The sequence below is a fragment of the Mycobacterium sp. URHB0021 genome, assembly GCF_054057895.1.
In genome coordinates this window covers 7,799,508-7,816,525 of record NZ_JBSRZT010000002.1, presented here as the reverse complement: position 1 = coordinate 7,816,525, position 17,018 = coordinate 7,799,508, and the positions used below count along the sequence as shown (strand labels likewise).

Sequence of the window (17,018 nt, the reverse complement as noted above, 5' to 3'; positions counted from 1 at the left end):
GAGGTCTTCAGCGGCCGATCTGTTCGAGGACGGCGTCGGTGAACTCCTTGGTGGTGGCGGTGCCGCCCAGGTCGGCCGTGCGAACCTGCGCCGACGCCAGCACCGACGCGAACGCCGAGAACACCTCCGCGCCGGCTTCCGGGTGGCCGAGGTGGTCGAGCATCATCGACGCCGACCAGATGGCGCCGAGGGGGTTGGCGATCCCTGTCCCGGCGATGTCCGGCGCGGAACCGTGCACCGGCTCGAACATCGACGGGTACTCGCGCTCGGGGTTGAGGTTGGCGGCGGGTGCGATTCCGATGCTGCCGGCGACCGCGGCGGCGAGGTCGCTGAGGATGTCGCCGAACAGATTCGATCCGACGATCACGTCGAAGGCCGCCGGATCGAGCACCACCTTGGCGACGAGCGCGTCGATGTGTTCCTGGCGCCACGACACCGCGGGGAAGCCGGCGGCGGTCTCTTTCACCAGTTCGTCCCAGAACGGCATGGTGTGCATGATGCCGTTGGACTTGGTGGCCGACACCAAATCGCCGCGCCTCGAGCCCGCAAGATCGAAGGCGTACTTCAGGATTCGCTCGGTGCCGGCGCGGGTGAAGACCGACTCCTGCACCGCCATCTCGTCGGGAAAACCGCGATTGAAACGGCCTCCGATCTCGGAGTACTCGCCTTCGACATTTTCCCGGACCACCACCAGGTCGACGTCCGTGGTGGCCCTGGTGACCGGACTCGGCACACCCTCGAGCACCTTGATCGGTCGAAGATTCACGTACTGGCGGAACTGGCGGCGGATGGGGATCAGCAGACCCCACAACGACACGTGGTCGGGTACGCCGGGCCAGCCAACGGCCCCGAGCAGAACAGCGTCGTGGAAACGGATTTGCGCCAGCCCGTCCGCGGGCATCATCGCGCCTTCGGCGACGTAGCGCTCGCAGGACCAGTCGAACGCGTCGTAGGTGAAGTCGATGCCGTGCCGGTGACCGACCACATCGAGGACGGCACACGCGGGCGGGATGACCTCGGTGCCGATGCCGTCACCGGGGATCAGAGCGATGCGAAAGCGGGTGGTCATGCTCGCCATTGAACGGGTGCGGACCGGGCGATGTCCAAGACCCAGATGGAAGCGGTTCGATAGAAAATCCCTATCGGTCCGTGGGCGACAAGTTCAGGAATGCTTTCGCCGCGGGACTGAGTCGGCTGTGCTGCCACACCAGAGCCACGTGCAACCTCTCGGTCGAGGCCAGTTCGCGCACGGACAACCCGACCGCGTCGGCGAGCGGACGCCAGGAGTCGGCGACGACCGCGACGCCGACGCCGGCGAGCACCAGGGGCAGCAGCGCCTCGCGGTGTTCGATCTCGATGGCCAGCCGGCAGTCGGTGGCGGCCAGGATCGCGTCCGCGACACGGCGCATGCCGGTGCCTGGTTGACCGACGATCAGCGGCAGGCCCGGCAGGTCGGCGATCTCGAGCGGTTCGTCGTCGGGTAACCCGGCATCGGCCCGTGCGACCAAGACGAAGCGGTGGGTCTCGAGGCGCCGCACCCGCATGCCATCGAGTCCGTGCAAGCCGCCAGGCATGGCCAGGACGCCCAGCTCGGCGGCGCCGGTCCGCAGCGCCTCGCGTACATCATCGGGTCGGTCGCTGGCCACGACCGCGACCTCGACGTCGGGATAGGTTCGCGTGAAGTCGGCGATCAGCCGGGTCAGCGGGCTCACCGCCTGCGACGGCATCGAGGCGATCGTCAGGCGACCGCCGCGGAGTCCGTCGACGGTCTCGACGGTGGCGCGCGCCACCTCCAGCAGATGCACCACGCCGCGGGCCGGCTCGACCAGCGCCCGGCCCGCCGAGGTGAGCACCAGACCGCGTCCCCGGCGCAGGAACAGCTCCGCGCCGAGTTCCTTTTCCAGCCGCCGCAGCGAATGCGAGATCGAGGGCTGGGCCACATGCAGCAACTCGGCGGCCCGATGGACGGTTCCATGGTCGACGACGGCGAGAAAGTAGCGCAGCTGCCGAACGTCCATAGCATCGGTGCCCGCTACAGCGGTGCCACGGTGCCGATCAGATGGGGGTCGCCCTTGCTCAGGTGGCGCAGCGTGAGCTCCCATCCGTCGGAGCCCCGGTCGACGTACAGGCCGGCGCTGGCCGGCAGTACCACCGGCTTCGCGAACTTCACCGAGTAGCGCACCCCATCGGGCAGCCGCCCTTCGATGTTCGCTAAAACTGCTGCTGCACTGAACATTCCGTGCGCGATCACGGTCGGAAATCCGAATAGTTTCGCCGCGATCGGATTGGTGTGGATCGGGTTGTGGTCACCGCTGACCGAGGCATAGTGACGGATCTGGCCCGGCGTGATGTGCAGCACCGCATTCGGCGGGCGGAGCTTGGGCTGTTTCTGCGGCGGCGCCTTCGGCTCATCGGACAGGCTGGTCTTCTGCTGATGCAGAAAAGTAGTCACCTGATGCCACGCCGTCTCGTTGCCGACGTTCACGTCGGTGACGATGTCGACCAACAGACCGCGCCGGTGCTCGCGCAGGTTCGCTGCGTGCACCCGCACCGCCACCGTGTCGGTCACGAGGATCGGCCGGTACTGCGTGACGTGGTTCTCGATGTGCACCGAACCCATTGCGGCGAAAGGGAAATCGAAACCGGTAACCAGCGACATGACCGACGGGAACGTCAACGCGAACGGATACGTCAACGGTACGGCATCGCCGAACCGCAGGCCGGTCACCTTGGCGTAGGCGGCGACATTGGCCGCGTCGATGGCCAGGTCCTCGACCGTCAGCGTGCGCTCGGGCAGCGTGTCGCCGCGCGGCACGAAGGGAAGTGCCCCGGCCGTCGCGCGAATCAGATTTTGCAGCCCGGAGGGCTGGCTCCCCGTGCTCAACCTATGCCCCCAACATGGCCTGGCCGCAGACCCGGATAGTGTTGCCCGTGACGGCATTCGACGCCGGGCTGGCGAAGTAGGCGATGGTCTCGGCCACGTCGACGGGCTGGCCGCCCTGATACAGCGAGTTGAGCCTGCGACCCACCTCGCGGGTAGCGAGCGGGATCGCCTCGGTCATCTTGGTCTCGATGAAACCGGGGGCAACGGCGTTGATGGTGATGCCCTTCTCGCCCAGCTTCGGGGCCAGCGCCTCGGTCAACCCGATCATCCCGGCCTTGGTGGCGGCGTAGTTGGTCTGCCCGCGGTTGCCCGCGATGCCCGCCATCGAGGACAGGCCGACGACTCGACCGTTCTCGGCGAGCACGTCGTTGTCCACGAGGCCCTCGGTAAGCCGCAGCGGGGCAAGCAGATTCACCGCGACGACGGAATCCCAGCGGGACTCGTCCATATTGGCCAACAACTTGTCCCGGGTGATGCCTGCGTTGTTGACCAGAATGTCCAGCCGAGAGCCGTGGTAGTGCTCGCGTACGTGTTCGGTGATCCGGTCCACGGCGTCTTCGGCCGTCACGTCGAGCGTCAGCGCCGTCGCACCCAATTTCGCGGCGGTCGTGCCCAGCGCCTCATTCGATCCCTCTGGGCCTTCGATGTCGACGCACACCACACTGGCGCCGTCACGCGCGAAGACCTCGGCGATGGTCGCACCGATGCCGCGCGCCGCGCCTGTCACCAGCGCGATCTTGCCGTCCAGCGGTCTGTCCCAGTCGGCCGGCGGCGCCGAGTCGGCCCCGCCGACGTGGAAAACCTGTCCGTCGACGTAGGCCGATTTGCCCGACAGGATGAACCGTAACGTCGACTCCAGGCCCGTCGCCGCGGGTTTCGCGTCCGCCGACAGGTACACCAAGTTCACCGTCGCACCGCGGCGCAACTCCTTGGCGAGCGAGCGCGTGAACCCCTCGAGCGCGCGCTGCGCTACCTGCTCGTGCGCACTGCCCGTCTGCTCCGGCGGGGTCCCGATGACGACGATGCGCCCGGACGGACCCAGATTGCGCAGGAGCGGCGTGAAGAATTTGTACAGCTGCTTCAGGCCGGCGGGTTCGGTGATGCCGGTGGCGTCGAACACCAGGCCGCCGAACTGGTCGGCCCAGCGTCCGCCCAGATTGTTCGAGACGACGTCATAGTCCTCGGCCAGTGCGGCGCGCAACGGCTCGACGACGCGACCCTCTCCGCCGATCAGCAGGGTGCCGGCCAGCGCAGGTTCGCCGGGCCGATACCGGCGCAGTGTCTCGGGTTGCGGGATGCCGAGTTGCTTGGCCAAGAAGGATCCGGGCGCCGAGTGGACGATTTGCGAGTACAGATCGGAAGCCATGAGACTGAACTTACTCCAGAGTAAGTACCGTGGGTAGTATGGCCCCTATGGCTGACACCACACCACGCCGACGCGTCGCAGTTCTCGGTGGCAATCGGATTCCCTTTGCGCGATCGGACGGCGCTTACGCCAACGCGTCGAACCAGGACATGTTCACCGCTGCGCTCGGCGGGCTGATCAACCGCTTCAATCTGGACGGCGAACGGCTCGATGCGCTCATCGGCGGCGCCGTGCTCAAGCACAGTCGCGACTTCAACCTGATCCGTGAGTGCGTGCTCGGTAGTGCGCTGTCGTCCTATACACCGGCGTTCGATCTACAGCAGGCGTGTGGCACCGGGCTGCAGGCGACGATCTCGGCGGCCGACGGCATCGCCGCGGGGCGCTACGAGGTGGCCGCGGCGGGAGGGGTGGACACCGCCTCCGACGCACCGATCGCGCTCGGCGACGACCTGCGCCGCGTGCTTCTCGGGCTGCGACGGTCGAAGTCCAACGTCGAGCGGCTCAAACTCGTCGGCAAGCTGCCCGCATCGTTGGGTGTGCAGATCCCGGTCAACAGCGAGCCGCGCACCGGGCGCTCGATGGGCGAGCATGCGGCCATTACCGCCAAGGAGATGGGCATCAAGCGCGTCGACCAGGACGAGCTCGCCGCCGCCAGCCACCGCAACATGGCGGCCGCCTATGACCGTGGCTTCTTCGACGACCTCGTCACGCCGTTTCTCGGCCTGTACCGCGACAACAATCTGCGGCCCGACTCGACTCCCGAAAAGCTGGCGTCCCTGAAGCCGGTCTTCGGCGTCAAGGCCGGCGACGCGACGGGAACCGCGGGCAACTCGACGCCGCTCACCGACGGGGCCTCGGTGTCCCTGCTGGCCTCCGACGAGTGGGCGCAGGCGCACTCGATCGAGCCGCTCGCCTACTTCGTCGACTCCGAGACCGCGGCGGTCGACTACGTCAACGGCAAGGATGGCCTGCTGATGGCGCCCACCTACGCGGTGCCGCGCCTACTCGCCCGAAATGGGTTGAGCCTGCAGGACTTCGACTTCTACGAAATCCACGAGGCATTCGCGTCGGTGGTGCTCGCGCACCTGCAGGCGTGGGAGTCCGAGGAGTACTGCAAGGAGCGGCTGGGCCTGGACTCGGCGCTCGGCGCGATCGACCGCGCGAGGCTCAACGTCAACGGCTCGTCACTGGCCGCCGGCCATCCGTTCGCCGCCACCGGCGGCCGGATCGTCGCTCAGATGGCCAAACAGTTGGCCGAGAAGAAAAGCGAGAGCGGTCAGCCGGTACGCGGCCTGATCTCGATCTGTGCGGCGGGGGGGCAGGGCGTCACCGCCATCCTGGAAGCCTGAGTCCGCCGGGGCTTGTCAGGGCTTTCAGGCCCAGCGTTGCGCTTCCACGTCGGGGGCCAGCGGCGGGTGCAGCGGCACGTCGAGGCCGTCGTAGATCCCGGGCTTCTGCGTGGCCAGCCAGTCGATCGCACCCAGCAGCCGGTTAGCGGCGGTCGTGTTGCCGCCGTCGGCCCGGGTGCCGCCGGACACGTCGGCGCGGCTCACGATGGTCAGCTGGGGGTCGCCGTCGACGATGACCCGGTGGTCGCCGACGCCCTGATCGGACTGCGGCCAGTCCGGGCCGCACGACGGGTGGATCCGCGTGATGTGGTCGATGACGATCCGTTCGTTTCCACCCGACTTGCCGATCACTTGAGCCAGAAGGCGCCCTGCGTGCCCTTCTCGAACGGGCCCATGACGGTGTCGACCGATTCGGTCAGCGGCAGCCGCTCGACCTCCTCGCGGATCTCGTCGATCTCGAGCCCCAGGCCCCGGCCGATCAGCCGGATGTTGCCGCCCCACACCATGGTCGGGACGGACGGCAACAGCATCATCGGAGTCTCGTCCATCGACCCACCGAAACCGCACAACACTTTGACCGCATGCGGCTGGTCGTAGGTGGAGTAATCGAAGATCTCCTGGCAGTGAACGGACCGGACGCGGGTGCACAGGCCAGCGGCGATGACGGCCAGGGCGTCGTTCCCCCAGCCCGGGTCGACACCGCTGACGAGCAGTGTGGCCCCGCCCTCCTCGGCGGCGTTGGTGAGGCGCTCGACCCACTCCGGCGGCGCCGAGCGAGGGTCGTAGAGCGAATACAGCGACGGCGTGACGACGTGTCGGCCCGCGCGCAGGCATCGCTCGATGTCCGCTATCGCCTCCTCGGGGCGGATGTCCCCGGACGCCATGTAGGCAACCGCATCACAGCCGGCGAGCACGGCGTCGACATCGGTGCTGGCGGTCACACCGGTGACGGCATCGAGGTTGGCGAACGTCGCGGCGTCCCTGCCCGCTTTGTGCTCCGACGATGTGATGACACCGCTCAACCGCAGCCCGGGGAACGCGATAGCCGACCGGATGGAGGTGGCCCCCATATTGCCTGTTCCCCACACCGCGACACGGAGCATCCGCCCACCCTAAACGGGCGCGTCGTGACCATCATCACAGCAGCGCAAAACCCCTGCTCAGCTATGGAGAGGGCGGCCCGACCAACCACTGAGTTGCTTAGGCAATGGAAATTGCTCGCGGAGTCTTTGCGTTGAAGTTACTGAACGGTATAGTCGGCGCCAGTTACTGGTGGGTAACTTTCCTGAGTACCCAACCGCAAGTGGCGTTCTCGATGAGGAGGAAACGTGAGCCACTACAAGAGTAACGTTCGTGACCAGGTATTCAACCTGTTCGAGGTGTACGGCCTGGACAAGGTGCTCGGTGAGGGCGCATACGCCGACCTCGATGCCGACACCGCCACCGAGATGCTGGGCGAGATCGCCCGGCTGGCCGAGGGCCCGATCGCGGAATCGTTCGCCGACGCGGACCGCCACCCGCCGATGTTCGACCCGAACACACACACCGTCACCCTGCCGGACTCGTTCAAGAAGTCGGTGCGCGCGCTGGTGGACGGCGGCTGGGACAAGATCGGCGTGCTGGAGGAACTCGGCGGTGTGCCGGTGCCCCGGGCGCTTCAGTGGGCACTGGTCGAGCACGTTCTCGGCGCCAACCCCGCGGTCTACATGTACGCCATGGGCGCTGGCTTCGCGCAGATCCTGCACCACCTCGGCACCGACGAGCAGAAGAAGTGGGCCGTGCTGGCCGCGGAACGCGGCTGGACCTCGACCATGGTGCTGACCGAGCCGGACGCCGGCTCGGACGTCGGCGCCGGCCGTACCAAGGCCGTCCAGCAGGACGACGGCTCCTGGCACATCGACGGAGTGAAACGCTTCATCACCTCCGGTGACGCCGACGACCTCGGCGAGAACATCCTGCACCTGGTGCTGGCGCGCCCCGAGGGCGCCGGACCGGGCACCAAGGGACTGTCGCTCTTCTTCGTGCCGAAGTTCCTGTTCGATCCGGAGACCGGCGAACCCGGCGAGCGCAACGGTGTCTTCGTCACCAACGTCGAGCACAAGATGGGTCTTAAGGTTTCCGCCACCTGCGAGTTGTCACTGGGACAGCATGGCGTGCCGGCCAAGGGCTGGCTGGTCGGCGAGGTCCACAACGGCATTGCGCAGATGTTCGACGTCATCGAGCAGGCCCGTATGATGGTGGGCACCAAGGCTATTGCCACCTTGTCCACCGGCTACCTGAACGCGCTGGACTATGCCAAGAACCGCGTGCAGGGCGCCGACATGACGCAGATGACGGACAAGACCGCCCCGCGGGTGACCATCACACACCACCCCGACGTACGCCGCTCGCTGATGACCCAGAAGGCCTACGCCGAGGGGTTGCGCGCGCTGTACCTGTACACCGCGACATTCCAGGACGCGAAGGTGGCCAAGGCGCTGCACGATGTCGATCCGGAACTGGCGGTCAAGATCAACGACCTTCTGCTGCCGGTCGTGAAGGGGGTCGGCTCCGAGCAGGCCTACGCCAAGCTCACCGAGAGCCTGCAGACCTTCGGTGGTTCCGGCTTCCTGCAGGACTACCCGATCGAGCAGTACATCCGTGATGCCAAGATCGATTCGCTCTACGAGGGCACCACGGCCATCCAGGCGCAGGACTTCTTCTTCCGCAAGATCGTCCGCGACAAGGGTCAGGCGCTGGCTTACCTGGCCGGGCAGATCGGGACGTTCGTCAAGAACGAGTCGGGCAATGGCCGACTCAAGGCCGAGCGGACGCTGCTGGCCACCGCACTGGAGGACGTGCAGGGCATGGCCGCCACGCTGACCGGGTATCTGATGGCGGCACAAGAGAATCCGGCCGAGCTCTACAAGGTCGGACTGGGTTCGGTGCGCTTCCTGATGAGCGTCGGAGACCTGATCATCGGCTGGCTGCTGCTGCTGCAGTCCGCCAAGGCCATCGAAGCGCTCGACGCCGGAGCGGGGACGCCGGCGACATCCAGCACAAGTGCCGGCATCGACCGCCCCTTCTACGAGGGCAAGATCGCGGGAGCGTCGTTCTTCGCGAAGAACTTCCTGCCGCTGCTGACCAGCACCCGCCAGGTGCTCGACACCCTCGACAACGAGGTCATGGAACTGGACGAGGCGGCGTTCTAACCTTCTCGCGCCGCTTCGAACCAAAAGGCCCCCGGTCTCTTCCCGGGGGCCTTTTGCATCTTCCGTCGACTTCGGCGCTCCGCCCGGGCTCTGTGGGTGTGACGGGTCGCCACCAAAGCCTCGCGGACACGGCCGGATCGATGGAGTGACGGGGCCTGCAGAGACAAAAAAGGCGGGTTCGGGAGGACAACAAGGGCGTCACGTTAGTCTCGCGCGGTCGGCTTTCACCTCTTGCCGACTCTTCGGATAGGTCACTCCCGAACCCGTCGTGCGACCGATCGTACGCCTGTGATTGCTGCCACACCAGACCTATTCTCGGACATTCCGCGCTGACCGATCAGCGGTCCTTCGACCTCAGCAGCGCGCGCGTCCGTGCGCCGACCTCGGGAGAATCGTCGAGAATCCACGCGACGAATTCGTCGACGCCCGCCGCGTTCAATTCGTCGAGGCGATCGGACACGGTCTGCTCATCACCGATGATCGCGGCGTCCTCGGGCCGCGGATATCCCTCCCGGTCCAGCATGGCGCGGTAGGACGGCAACGTTCCGTACACGGCGAAATCGTTGGCGGCCCGGGCACGCGCCGCGTCGACGTCGTCGGTGACGCTGACCGGGAGCGCCGCCGCCACCTGAACGGCGGTCTCTGCCCGCCCGGCGTCGACGGCGGCCGCCCGCAGGGTCGGCACGATGTGGTTGGCCAAGGTCTTGGGGCCTGTCATCCAGGTCAGCGTTCCCGCGCTGCGGCGACCTGCGAGCCGCAGCATCTGAGGCCCCAGCGCGGCAAGGTACACCGGCGGTGTCGGAGCGCCAGGAAGCTGAAGGGCGGCGCGGGCCGTCCAGAACTCCCCGGCGGCGTCGGCGCGCTCGCCGGCCAACAGCAGTTGCAGGCCGTCGAGGTACTCGCGCATCTGGCGCACCGGTTTCTCCCAGGCCGCGCCCCACATCTCGCCAGCAAGCGGCCGATGGTTCATGCCGATGCCGAGGATGAATCGGCCGCCGGTGATCGCGTTCAGCGTGAGCGCCCGCGGGCCGGCTGCGTCGGGTGCTGTACCTGGATCGGGATGACACCGGATGCGACTTCGATGGTGTCGACATCGCGCAGCGCGGCCGCGAGCAGCGTCGTGAGATCGGCGTCCCACGGCAACTGGGCCATCCACACCCGGCTGAATCCCTCGTCGCGCAGTTGAGCGAGGCCATCGCGGGTTGTCTCGAACAGCGAACGGCTGTCGCTCCCGGTGACCGATGAGCTGAAGATGACGCTGATGCGCATGCGGCTCATCGAAGCACGCGACGCGCAATGGTGAGAGCCCCGTGTTGACGTCGGGTCGGGGGGTCAGACGCCAACACGGAGCTATCCCCTGTATCGGACGGTTGCGACGGGTCGTTACAGCCGCACCAAAACTTTTTCAGGGCGGCGCCGACCGCTCGGGAACCCGGTGTGTTCGTCACTTGCCAGACCAACGCGCGCGCGAATCGAATCCGTCCACCTGGCGGTCGGGCACGGCGGCGCGGTGCGATGCCAGCGTTGGGAGTGTCGGAGCCGCGAGGAAACGCAGCCGTCCGGACGCGTCCCAGCTGTGGTGATTCTGGCAAACGCCAAGCGTGGCGATGCGGGCCCGGCCCACGCCGTCGACTAGCATCGCTGCACCATGACGTTCGGGTACCAGGATTTTTGGCTACCACAGCGAAAGGCCTGCGCGTCGCAAATCGCGCAATTTCCCAGTCGCAGCGGAGATTTCGAGCAAAATTGACGACTTGGTTAACGAGCCACTTACAGTTTGAGTCGCTAAGCTAACGCTTCAGATTGACATTAATGCCTAAAAACCCGAATGCACGGAGGATCTCCTGGGCGCCCGCGCCTCGGGGCTTTTCTGTGTTCAGACAGCAATCGACGGCCCGATATCACGGCCGAGAGTGGGGAGTGAACGCATAGTGCCCGCTGGAACAGCTACACCCGTTGCCATCATCGGTATGGCCTGCCGCCTTCCGGGGGGGATCGATTCGCCGCAAGGTCTGTGGGAGGCGTTGCTGCGCGGTGACGACTTCGTCGACGAGATTCCCGCGAACCGGTGGGATGCCGACGTTTACTACGACCCAGAACCCGGTGTACCCGGCCGGTCGGTGACGCGGTGGGGCGCCTTCCTCGACGACGTCGGGGGCTTCGATTCGGATTTCTTCGGGATGACGGAGCGCGAGGCCACCGCCATCGACCCCCAGCATCGCCTGCTGCTGGAGGCGTCCTGGGACGCCCTCGAGCACGCCGGGCTCGATCCGGCGTCGCTGTCCCAGACTCAGACGGGCGTGTTCGTCGGGCTGACCCACGGCGATTACGAGCTGTTGTCGGCCGACACCGGCGCCGCCGAGGGACCGTACGGATTCACCGGCACCAGTAACAGCTTCGCGTCCGGTCGGGTGTCTTACGCGCTGGGACTGCACGGTCCCGCGGTGACCGTCGACACCGCGTGCTCATCGGGTCTGATGGCCATCCATCAGGCCTGCCGCAGCCTGCACGACGGCGAAAGCGAGCTCGCCATCGCCGGCGGCGTCGCCGTGACACTCGAACCGCGCAAGTCGGTCTCCGGATCGCTTCAGGGCATGCTCTCGCCGACCGGTCACTGTTATGCGTTCGACGTCCGCGCCGATGGTTTCGTATCGGGCGAGGGCTGCGTCGTGCTGTTGATGAAGCGCCTGCCCGACGCCGAGCGCGACGGCGACCGGATCCTGGCCGTCGTGCGGGGCACCGCCGCCAACCAGGACGGCCGGACCGTGAACATCGCGACCCCGTCGGAGCCCGCGCAGGTCGCGGTGTATCAGGCCGCACTGGCCGCGGCCGCGGTCGACCCTGCCACCGTCGGTCTGGTCGAGGCGCACGGCACCGGCACCCCGGTCGGTGATCCGATCGAGTACGCCAGCCTGGCCACTGTCTACGGCACGGCGGGCCCCACCGCGCTGGCGTCGGTGAAGACCAACTTCGGACATCTGCAGTCGACATCGGGCCCGCTGGGGATGATCAAGGCGATCCTCGCACTGGAACATGGCGTCGTCCCGCAGAACCTGCACTTCACCGCGCTGCCCGACGAACTCGCGGCGATCGACACGCAGCTCTTCGTGCCGCAGGAGACCACGCCATGGCCGACCAACGGTCACCATCCCCGTCGCGCCGCGGTGTCGTCGTACGGATTGTCCGGAACCAACGTGCACGCCATCCTGGAACAGGCTCCGGTGCAGGATCATTCGACGACTGTCGACACCGAGACGCCCAGCACTCAAGAGCCCCTGCTGTTTCCGGTTTCGGCGACGTCAGCTGAGCAACTGCGCGTGACGGCCGCCCGGTTGGCGGACTGGGTGGACGCGCGCGGCGACCAGAAGGGTGAAGGGTTCTGGGACCTCGGCTACACGCTGGCGCGCCGCCGTGCACACCGGCCGGTACGCACCGCGGTGGCGGCCGCAGGCCTGCAGGGACTGAGCGCGGCCCTCCGAGAGGTTGCGGACAGTGAGATTCCGTACGAGCCCGCGGTCGGGCAGGGTGACCGCGGACCGGTGTGGGTCTTCTCCGGGCAGGGTTCGCAGTGGGCCCGGATGGGCGCCGAATTGCTGGCCTCTGAGCCCGTATTCGCCGGTACCGTGGCGAGGATCGAACCGATCATCGCCGAAGAGTCCGGGTTCTCGGTGACCGAGGCGATGTCGGCCGCGCAGACGGTCACGGGCATCGACCGGGTCCAGCCGACCATTTTCACGATGCAGGTCGCGCTGGCCGAGACGATGAAGTCCTACGGTGTCCGACCGGGCGCCGTCATCGGACATTCGCTGGGTGAGGCGGCCGCAGCCGTTGTGGCCGAAGCGCTGTCGTTGGAGGACGGGCTGCGCGTCATCTGCCGCCGCTCCCGCTTGATGTCGCGCATCGCGGGCAGCGGTGCCATGGCATCGGTGGAACTGCCTGCGCAACAGGTACTTTCGGAACTCTCTGTTCGGGGTGTCACCGACGTGGCACTCTCCGTCGTGGCGTCCCCCACCTCCACCGTGGTCGGCGGCGAGACCGAGGCGATCCGCGAACTGGTGGCGGCATGGGAGCAGAAGGATGTGATGGCGCGCGAGGTGGCAGTGGACGTCGCCTCGCACTCACCGCAGGTCGATCCCATCCTCGATGATCTGATCGAGGCGCTGGCCGACATCGAACCGATGACGCCGAAGGTGCCGTACTACTCGGCCACCCTGTGGGATCCGCGTGACCGGCCGGCGTTCAACGGTGACTACTGGGCTGACAACCTGCGCTACACGGTGCGCTTCGCCGCGGCCGTGAGGGCGGCGCTGGAGGATGGCTACCGGGTGTTCGGCGAGCTGTCCCCGCACCCACTGCTGACCCATGCCGTGGAACAGAGTGCAAGCAGCCTCGACATGCCCATCGCTGCGCTGGCCGCGATGCGGCGTGAGCAACAGATGCCCTTCGGATTGCGGTATTTCGTCGCCGATGTGCACAGTGCGGGCGCTGCGGTCGACTTCTCCACGATGTATCCCGGCGGACGCCTGGTGGACGCACCGTTGCCGACGTGGACCCACCGCAACCTGATGCTCAGCCGCGAGAACCAGGACCAACAGGCGCACGGCGCGGCCCTGCTCGCCACGCATCCACTGCTCGGCGCGCACGTGCACCTTCTGGAGGAACCCGAGCGGCACGTCTGGCAGGGGGAGGCAGGCACCGCCGCACACCCGTGGCTCGCCGATCATCAGATCCACAATGTGGCAGCCCTTCCCGGTGCGGCCTACTGCGAGATGGCACTGGCCGCGGCGCGCGCGACCCTGGGCGAGGACTCTGAAGTACGCGACATCCGCTTCGAGCAGACGCTGTTGCTCGACGAGCTGACGATGGTGTCTGCGGGGGCCACCGTGGCGGCGCCGGGCATCCTCGAGTTCGAGGTGAACACCCACGAGGAGGGCGAACGGGTTCGTCGGGCGGCCGCGGCCCTGCATGCCGTGGAGGACAGTCAGGAGCCGCCCGCACACGAAATCGACGCGCTGATGGCCGCCCATCCCGTGCGGCTGGACGGCGACGAATTGCGAAAGGTGTTCGACAGCGTCGGAATTCAGTACGGTCCGGCGTTCTCGGGCCTCGCGGCGACACATACCGCCGACGATGGCGTCACCACCGTGCTCGCCGAGGTCGCCCTGCCGGGCGCGATCCGCTCGCAGCAGGCGGCGTATGCGAGCCACCCGGCACTACTCGACGCGTGCTTTCAGTCCGTGGTCGTTCACCCCGATGTCCAGAGTGCCGCCGGTGGCGCCGGTCTGCTGCTCCCCGTCGGGGTTCGTCGACTGCGTTGCTATCACCCGACCCGCAACGCCCACTACTGCCTCACGCGCGTCACGGCCACCCGGCCGGGCGAATGCGAGGCCGACCTCGAGGTGCTCGATCAGTCCGGAACGGTGCTGCTGTCCGTCGAGGGTCTGCGGCTCGCCGGGGGAGGCTCGGAAAACGAGCACGCCGACCGGGTGCTGAACGAGCGTCTGCTGGCCATCGAGTGGGAGCAGCGCGACCTCGACGCGCCGCACAGCGAAGCGGGATCCTGGCTGCTGCTGAGTGTTTCGGACGCTGCCGACCCGCTGACCGCCGGGTTGGCCGAAGCGTTGACTGCCCAGGGTGCGCGGAGCACGACGGTTTCCTGGCCGGTGGGTGCGGGCAATCTGGTCGACGCCACCCCGCTGGGCAATGCGATGCAGGTACTGACGGGTGTGATCGTGGTGACGGGCCCCCCGGACGGCGAGCCGAGGGAACGGCTCACCCGGCGCGGCCAGGACCATGTGGCACACCTGGTGGGGATCGCCCGTGAGATGGCCGAACTCCCCGGCGACGCCCCGCGACTGTGCGTGGTGACCAGAAACGCCGCCAGTGTGCTGGCCGGGGATCTGGCCAACCTCGAGCAAGGTGGGCTGCGCGGCCTGATGAGGGTGATCGACTCCGAACATCCACACCTGAACGCCACCCAGATCGACCTCGACGACGAGACCGAGATCGCCAAGGTGGCACAGCAACTCCTCAGCCGATCAGAGGAAGACGAGACGGCGTGGCGCAACGGCGACTGGTACACCGCACGCCTGCGGCCGGGACCGCTGCGGCCGGCTGAACGCCGGACCACCGTCGTCGAGCACGAGCGCGACGGCATGCGGTTGCAAATCCGGACACCCGGTGACGTGGAGTCCCTCGAATACACCGCGTACGACCGTATCCCGCCCGGCCCGGGTGAGATCGAGGTGGCGGTGACGGCATCCAGCGTGAACTTCGCCGACGTTTTGGTCGCCTTCGGCCGGTATCCCACGTTCGAGGGGTACCGCCAGCAGCTGGGTATCGACTTCGCCGGCGTGGTGACGGCGGTCGGCCCCGACGTCACCGGACACCGGGTAGGCGACCGGGTCGGCGGCATGTCGGCCAACGGTTGCTGGAGCACATTCGTCAACTGCGACGCCCGGCTGGCGATCACTCTCCCCGCCGAGATACCGCTGGAAGAGGCCGCCGCGGTGCCGACCGCGCATGCGACGGCGTGGTACAGCCTGCATGATCTGGCCAGGATCTCCTCGGCAGACAAGGTCCTGATCCATTCGGGCACCGGCGGGGTCGGCCAGGCCGCGATCGCCATCGCCCGCGCCGCGGGAGCCGAGATCTTCGCCACGGCGGGCAGCGAACAGCGACGACAGTTGTTGCGCGACATGGGTATCGAGCATGTCTACGATTCACGCAGTGTGGAGTTCGCCGAGCAGATCCGCCGGGACACCGACGGATACGGCGTCGACATCGTGCTCAACTCGCTACCCGGCGCCGCCCAGCGAGCCGGTCTGGAACTGCTGGCGTTCGGTGGACGATTCGTCGAGATCGGTAAGCGCGATATCTACGGCGACACCCGACTCGGCCTGTTCCCGTTCCGCCGCAACCTGTCGCTGTACGCCGTCGACCTGGCATTGATGACGCACAGCCACCCGGAGACCGTTCAGCGCCTGCTGACCACGGTGTATCAGCGCACCGCGGAAGGCGTACTGCCACTGCCACAAACCACCCACTACCCGATTCGTGACGCGGCCACCGCCGTGCGGCTGGTCGGCGGTGCCGGGCACAGCGGAAAGGTGGTGCTCGACATCCCGCGCGAGGGCAAGAGCGTGGCCGTGGTGCCGCCCGCGCTGGTGAGGGTGTTCCGGCCGGACGGCTCCTACATCATCACCGGCGGCATCGGCGGTCTCGGCATCTTCCTTGCCGGCGAGATGGCGGCGGCGGGGTGCGGGCGAATCGTGCTCAACTCGCGGTCGGCACCAAGCCAGGATGCGCAGGAGGCCATCGCACGCATCCGCGCCACCGGCGCCGACGTCCGGGTGGAATGTGGCGACATCTCCGATCCCGAGGTCGCGGACCGGCTGGTCGCGGTGGCCGGCGAGTCGGGGCTGCCGGTGCGGGGCGTGCTGCATGCCGCGGCGGTCGTGGAGGACGCCACGCTCACCAACGTCACCGATGAACTGGTCGGGCGCTGCTGGGTGCCGAAGGTCGACGGGGCTTGGAACATGCACCAAGCCACCATCGCGGAGCCACTCGACTGGTTCTGCTCGTTCTCCTCGGCGGCGGCGCTGGTGGGTTCGCCGGGTCAGGGCGCGTATGCGGCGGCCAACAGCTGGCTCGACGCGTTCGCGCACTGGCGCAGGGCCCAGGGACGTCCGAGCACTGCCATCGCGTGGGGCGCATGGGGTGAGGTCGGGCGGGCCACCGCGCTGGCCGAAGACGCCGGCGTCGCGATCGCGCCGGCCGAGGGCGCGCACGCCTTCCAGGCGATGCTGCGTCACGACCGCACCTACACCGGGTACGCCCCGCTGATCGGAACCCCCTGGCTGACCGCGTTCGCGCAACGCAGCCGATTCGCCGAAGGATTCCAGTCCATGGGCGGGGACCGCACCGACACGGGGAAGTTCCGCGCCGAGCTCATGGCGCTGCCGCGTGACGAATGGCCGAGCGCGATTCGGCGGCTGGTGTCCGACCAACTCAGCCTGCTGTTGCGCCGCACCATCGACCCGGACCGACCGCTGTCGGACTATGGTCTGGACTCGCTGGGCAACCTGGAGCTGCGGACCCGCATCGAGACGCAGACGGGCATCCGCATCGGTCCGACACACATCACCACGGTGCGTGGGCTGTCCGATCACCTGTGTGAGCAGCTAACCAGCAAGGAGGCGGAGGCATCGGCCACCTGATGGCAGACT

7 protein-coding genes and 2 pseudogenes are annotated in these 17,018 nt (G+C 67.5%); 3 read left to right on the top strand and 6 right to left on the bottom strand.

Going from position 1 to position 17,018, the window contains the following annotated elements; genetic code table 11:
- Window positions 1-7: 7 nt before the first annotated feature.
- The 4 genes from ACVWWN_RS40315 to ACVWWN_RS40300 form a co-directional block, all read right to left on the bottom strand.
- On the bottom strand, window positions 8-1,069 hold the full coding sequence (locus tag ACVWWN_RS40315; protein ID WP_457148884.1) for a tartrate dehydrogenase: 1,062 nt from the start codon (window positions 1,067-1,069) through the stop codon (window positions 8-10).
- 70 nt (window positions 1,070-1,139) lie between these two features.
- Entirely contained in the window at window positions 1,140-2,018 is an 879-nt protein-coding gene (locus ACVWWN_RS40310) for a LysR family transcriptional regulator (protein ID WP_457148883.1), read from the bottom strand.
- A gap of 14 nt (window positions 2,019-2,032) precedes the next feature.
- Window positions 2,033-2,884, bottom strand: coding sequence for a MaoC/PaaZ C-terminal domain-containing protein (locus tag ACVWWN_RS40305; protein ID WP_457148882.1), 852 nt, complete (start codon window positions 2,882-2,884; stop codon window positions 2,033-2,035).
- Window position 2,885: 1 nt separating this feature from the next.
- Window positions 2,886-4,250, bottom strand: coding sequence for a 3-oxoacyl-ACP reductase (locus ACVWWN_RS40300; protein WP_457148881.1), 1,365 nt, complete (start codon window positions 4,248-4,250; stop codon window positions 2,886-2,888).
- A gap of 47 nt (window positions 4,251-4,297) precedes the next feature.
- Between ACVWWN_RS40300 and ACVWWN_RS40295 the strand changes: the two genes are divergently transcribed.
- Complete coding sequence (locus ACVWWN_RS40295; RefSeq protein WP_457148880.1) at window positions 4,298-5,599, top strand: acetyl-CoA C-acetyltransferase; 1,302 nt, start codon at window positions 4,298-4,300, stop codon at window positions 5,597-5,599.
- A gap of 24 nt (window positions 5,600-5,623) precedes the next feature.
- Here the strand turns inward: ACVWWN_RS40295 and ACVWWN_RS40290 are convergent.
- Window positions 5,624-6,702, bottom strand: a pseudogene (locus ACVWWN_RS40290) (NAD(P)H-dependent amine dehydrogenase family protein).
- A 225-nt stretch (window positions 6,703-6,927) separates the two neighbouring features.
- Between ACVWWN_RS40290 and ACVWWN_RS40285 the strand changes: the two are divergent.
- Entirely contained in the window at window positions 6,928-8,790 is a 1,863-nt protein-coding gene (locus ACVWWN_RS40285; RefSeq protein WP_457148879.1) for an acyl-CoA dehydrogenase, read from the top strand.
- A 337-nt stretch (window positions 8,791-9,127) separates the two neighbouring features.
- Here the strand turns inward: ACVWWN_RS40285 and ACVWWN_RS40280 are convergent.
- Window positions 9,128-10,059: pseudogene (locus ACVWWN_RS40280) on the bottom strand (TIGR03564 family F420-dependent LLM class oxidoreductase).
- A gap of 644 nt (window positions 10,060-10,703) precedes the next feature.
- Between ACVWWN_RS40280 and pks2 the strand changes: the two are divergent.
- Window positions 10,704-17,009 carry a sulfolipid-1 biosynthesis phthioceranic/hydroxyphthioceranic acid synthase gene (gene pks2, locus ACVWWN_RS40275; protein WP_457148878.1) on the top strand — a complete coding sequence of 2,102 codons (6,306 nt, stop codon included), beginning with the start codon at window positions 10,704-10,706 and terminating at the stop codon, window positions 17,007-17,009.
- Window positions 17,010-17,018 lie beyond the last annotated feature (9 nt).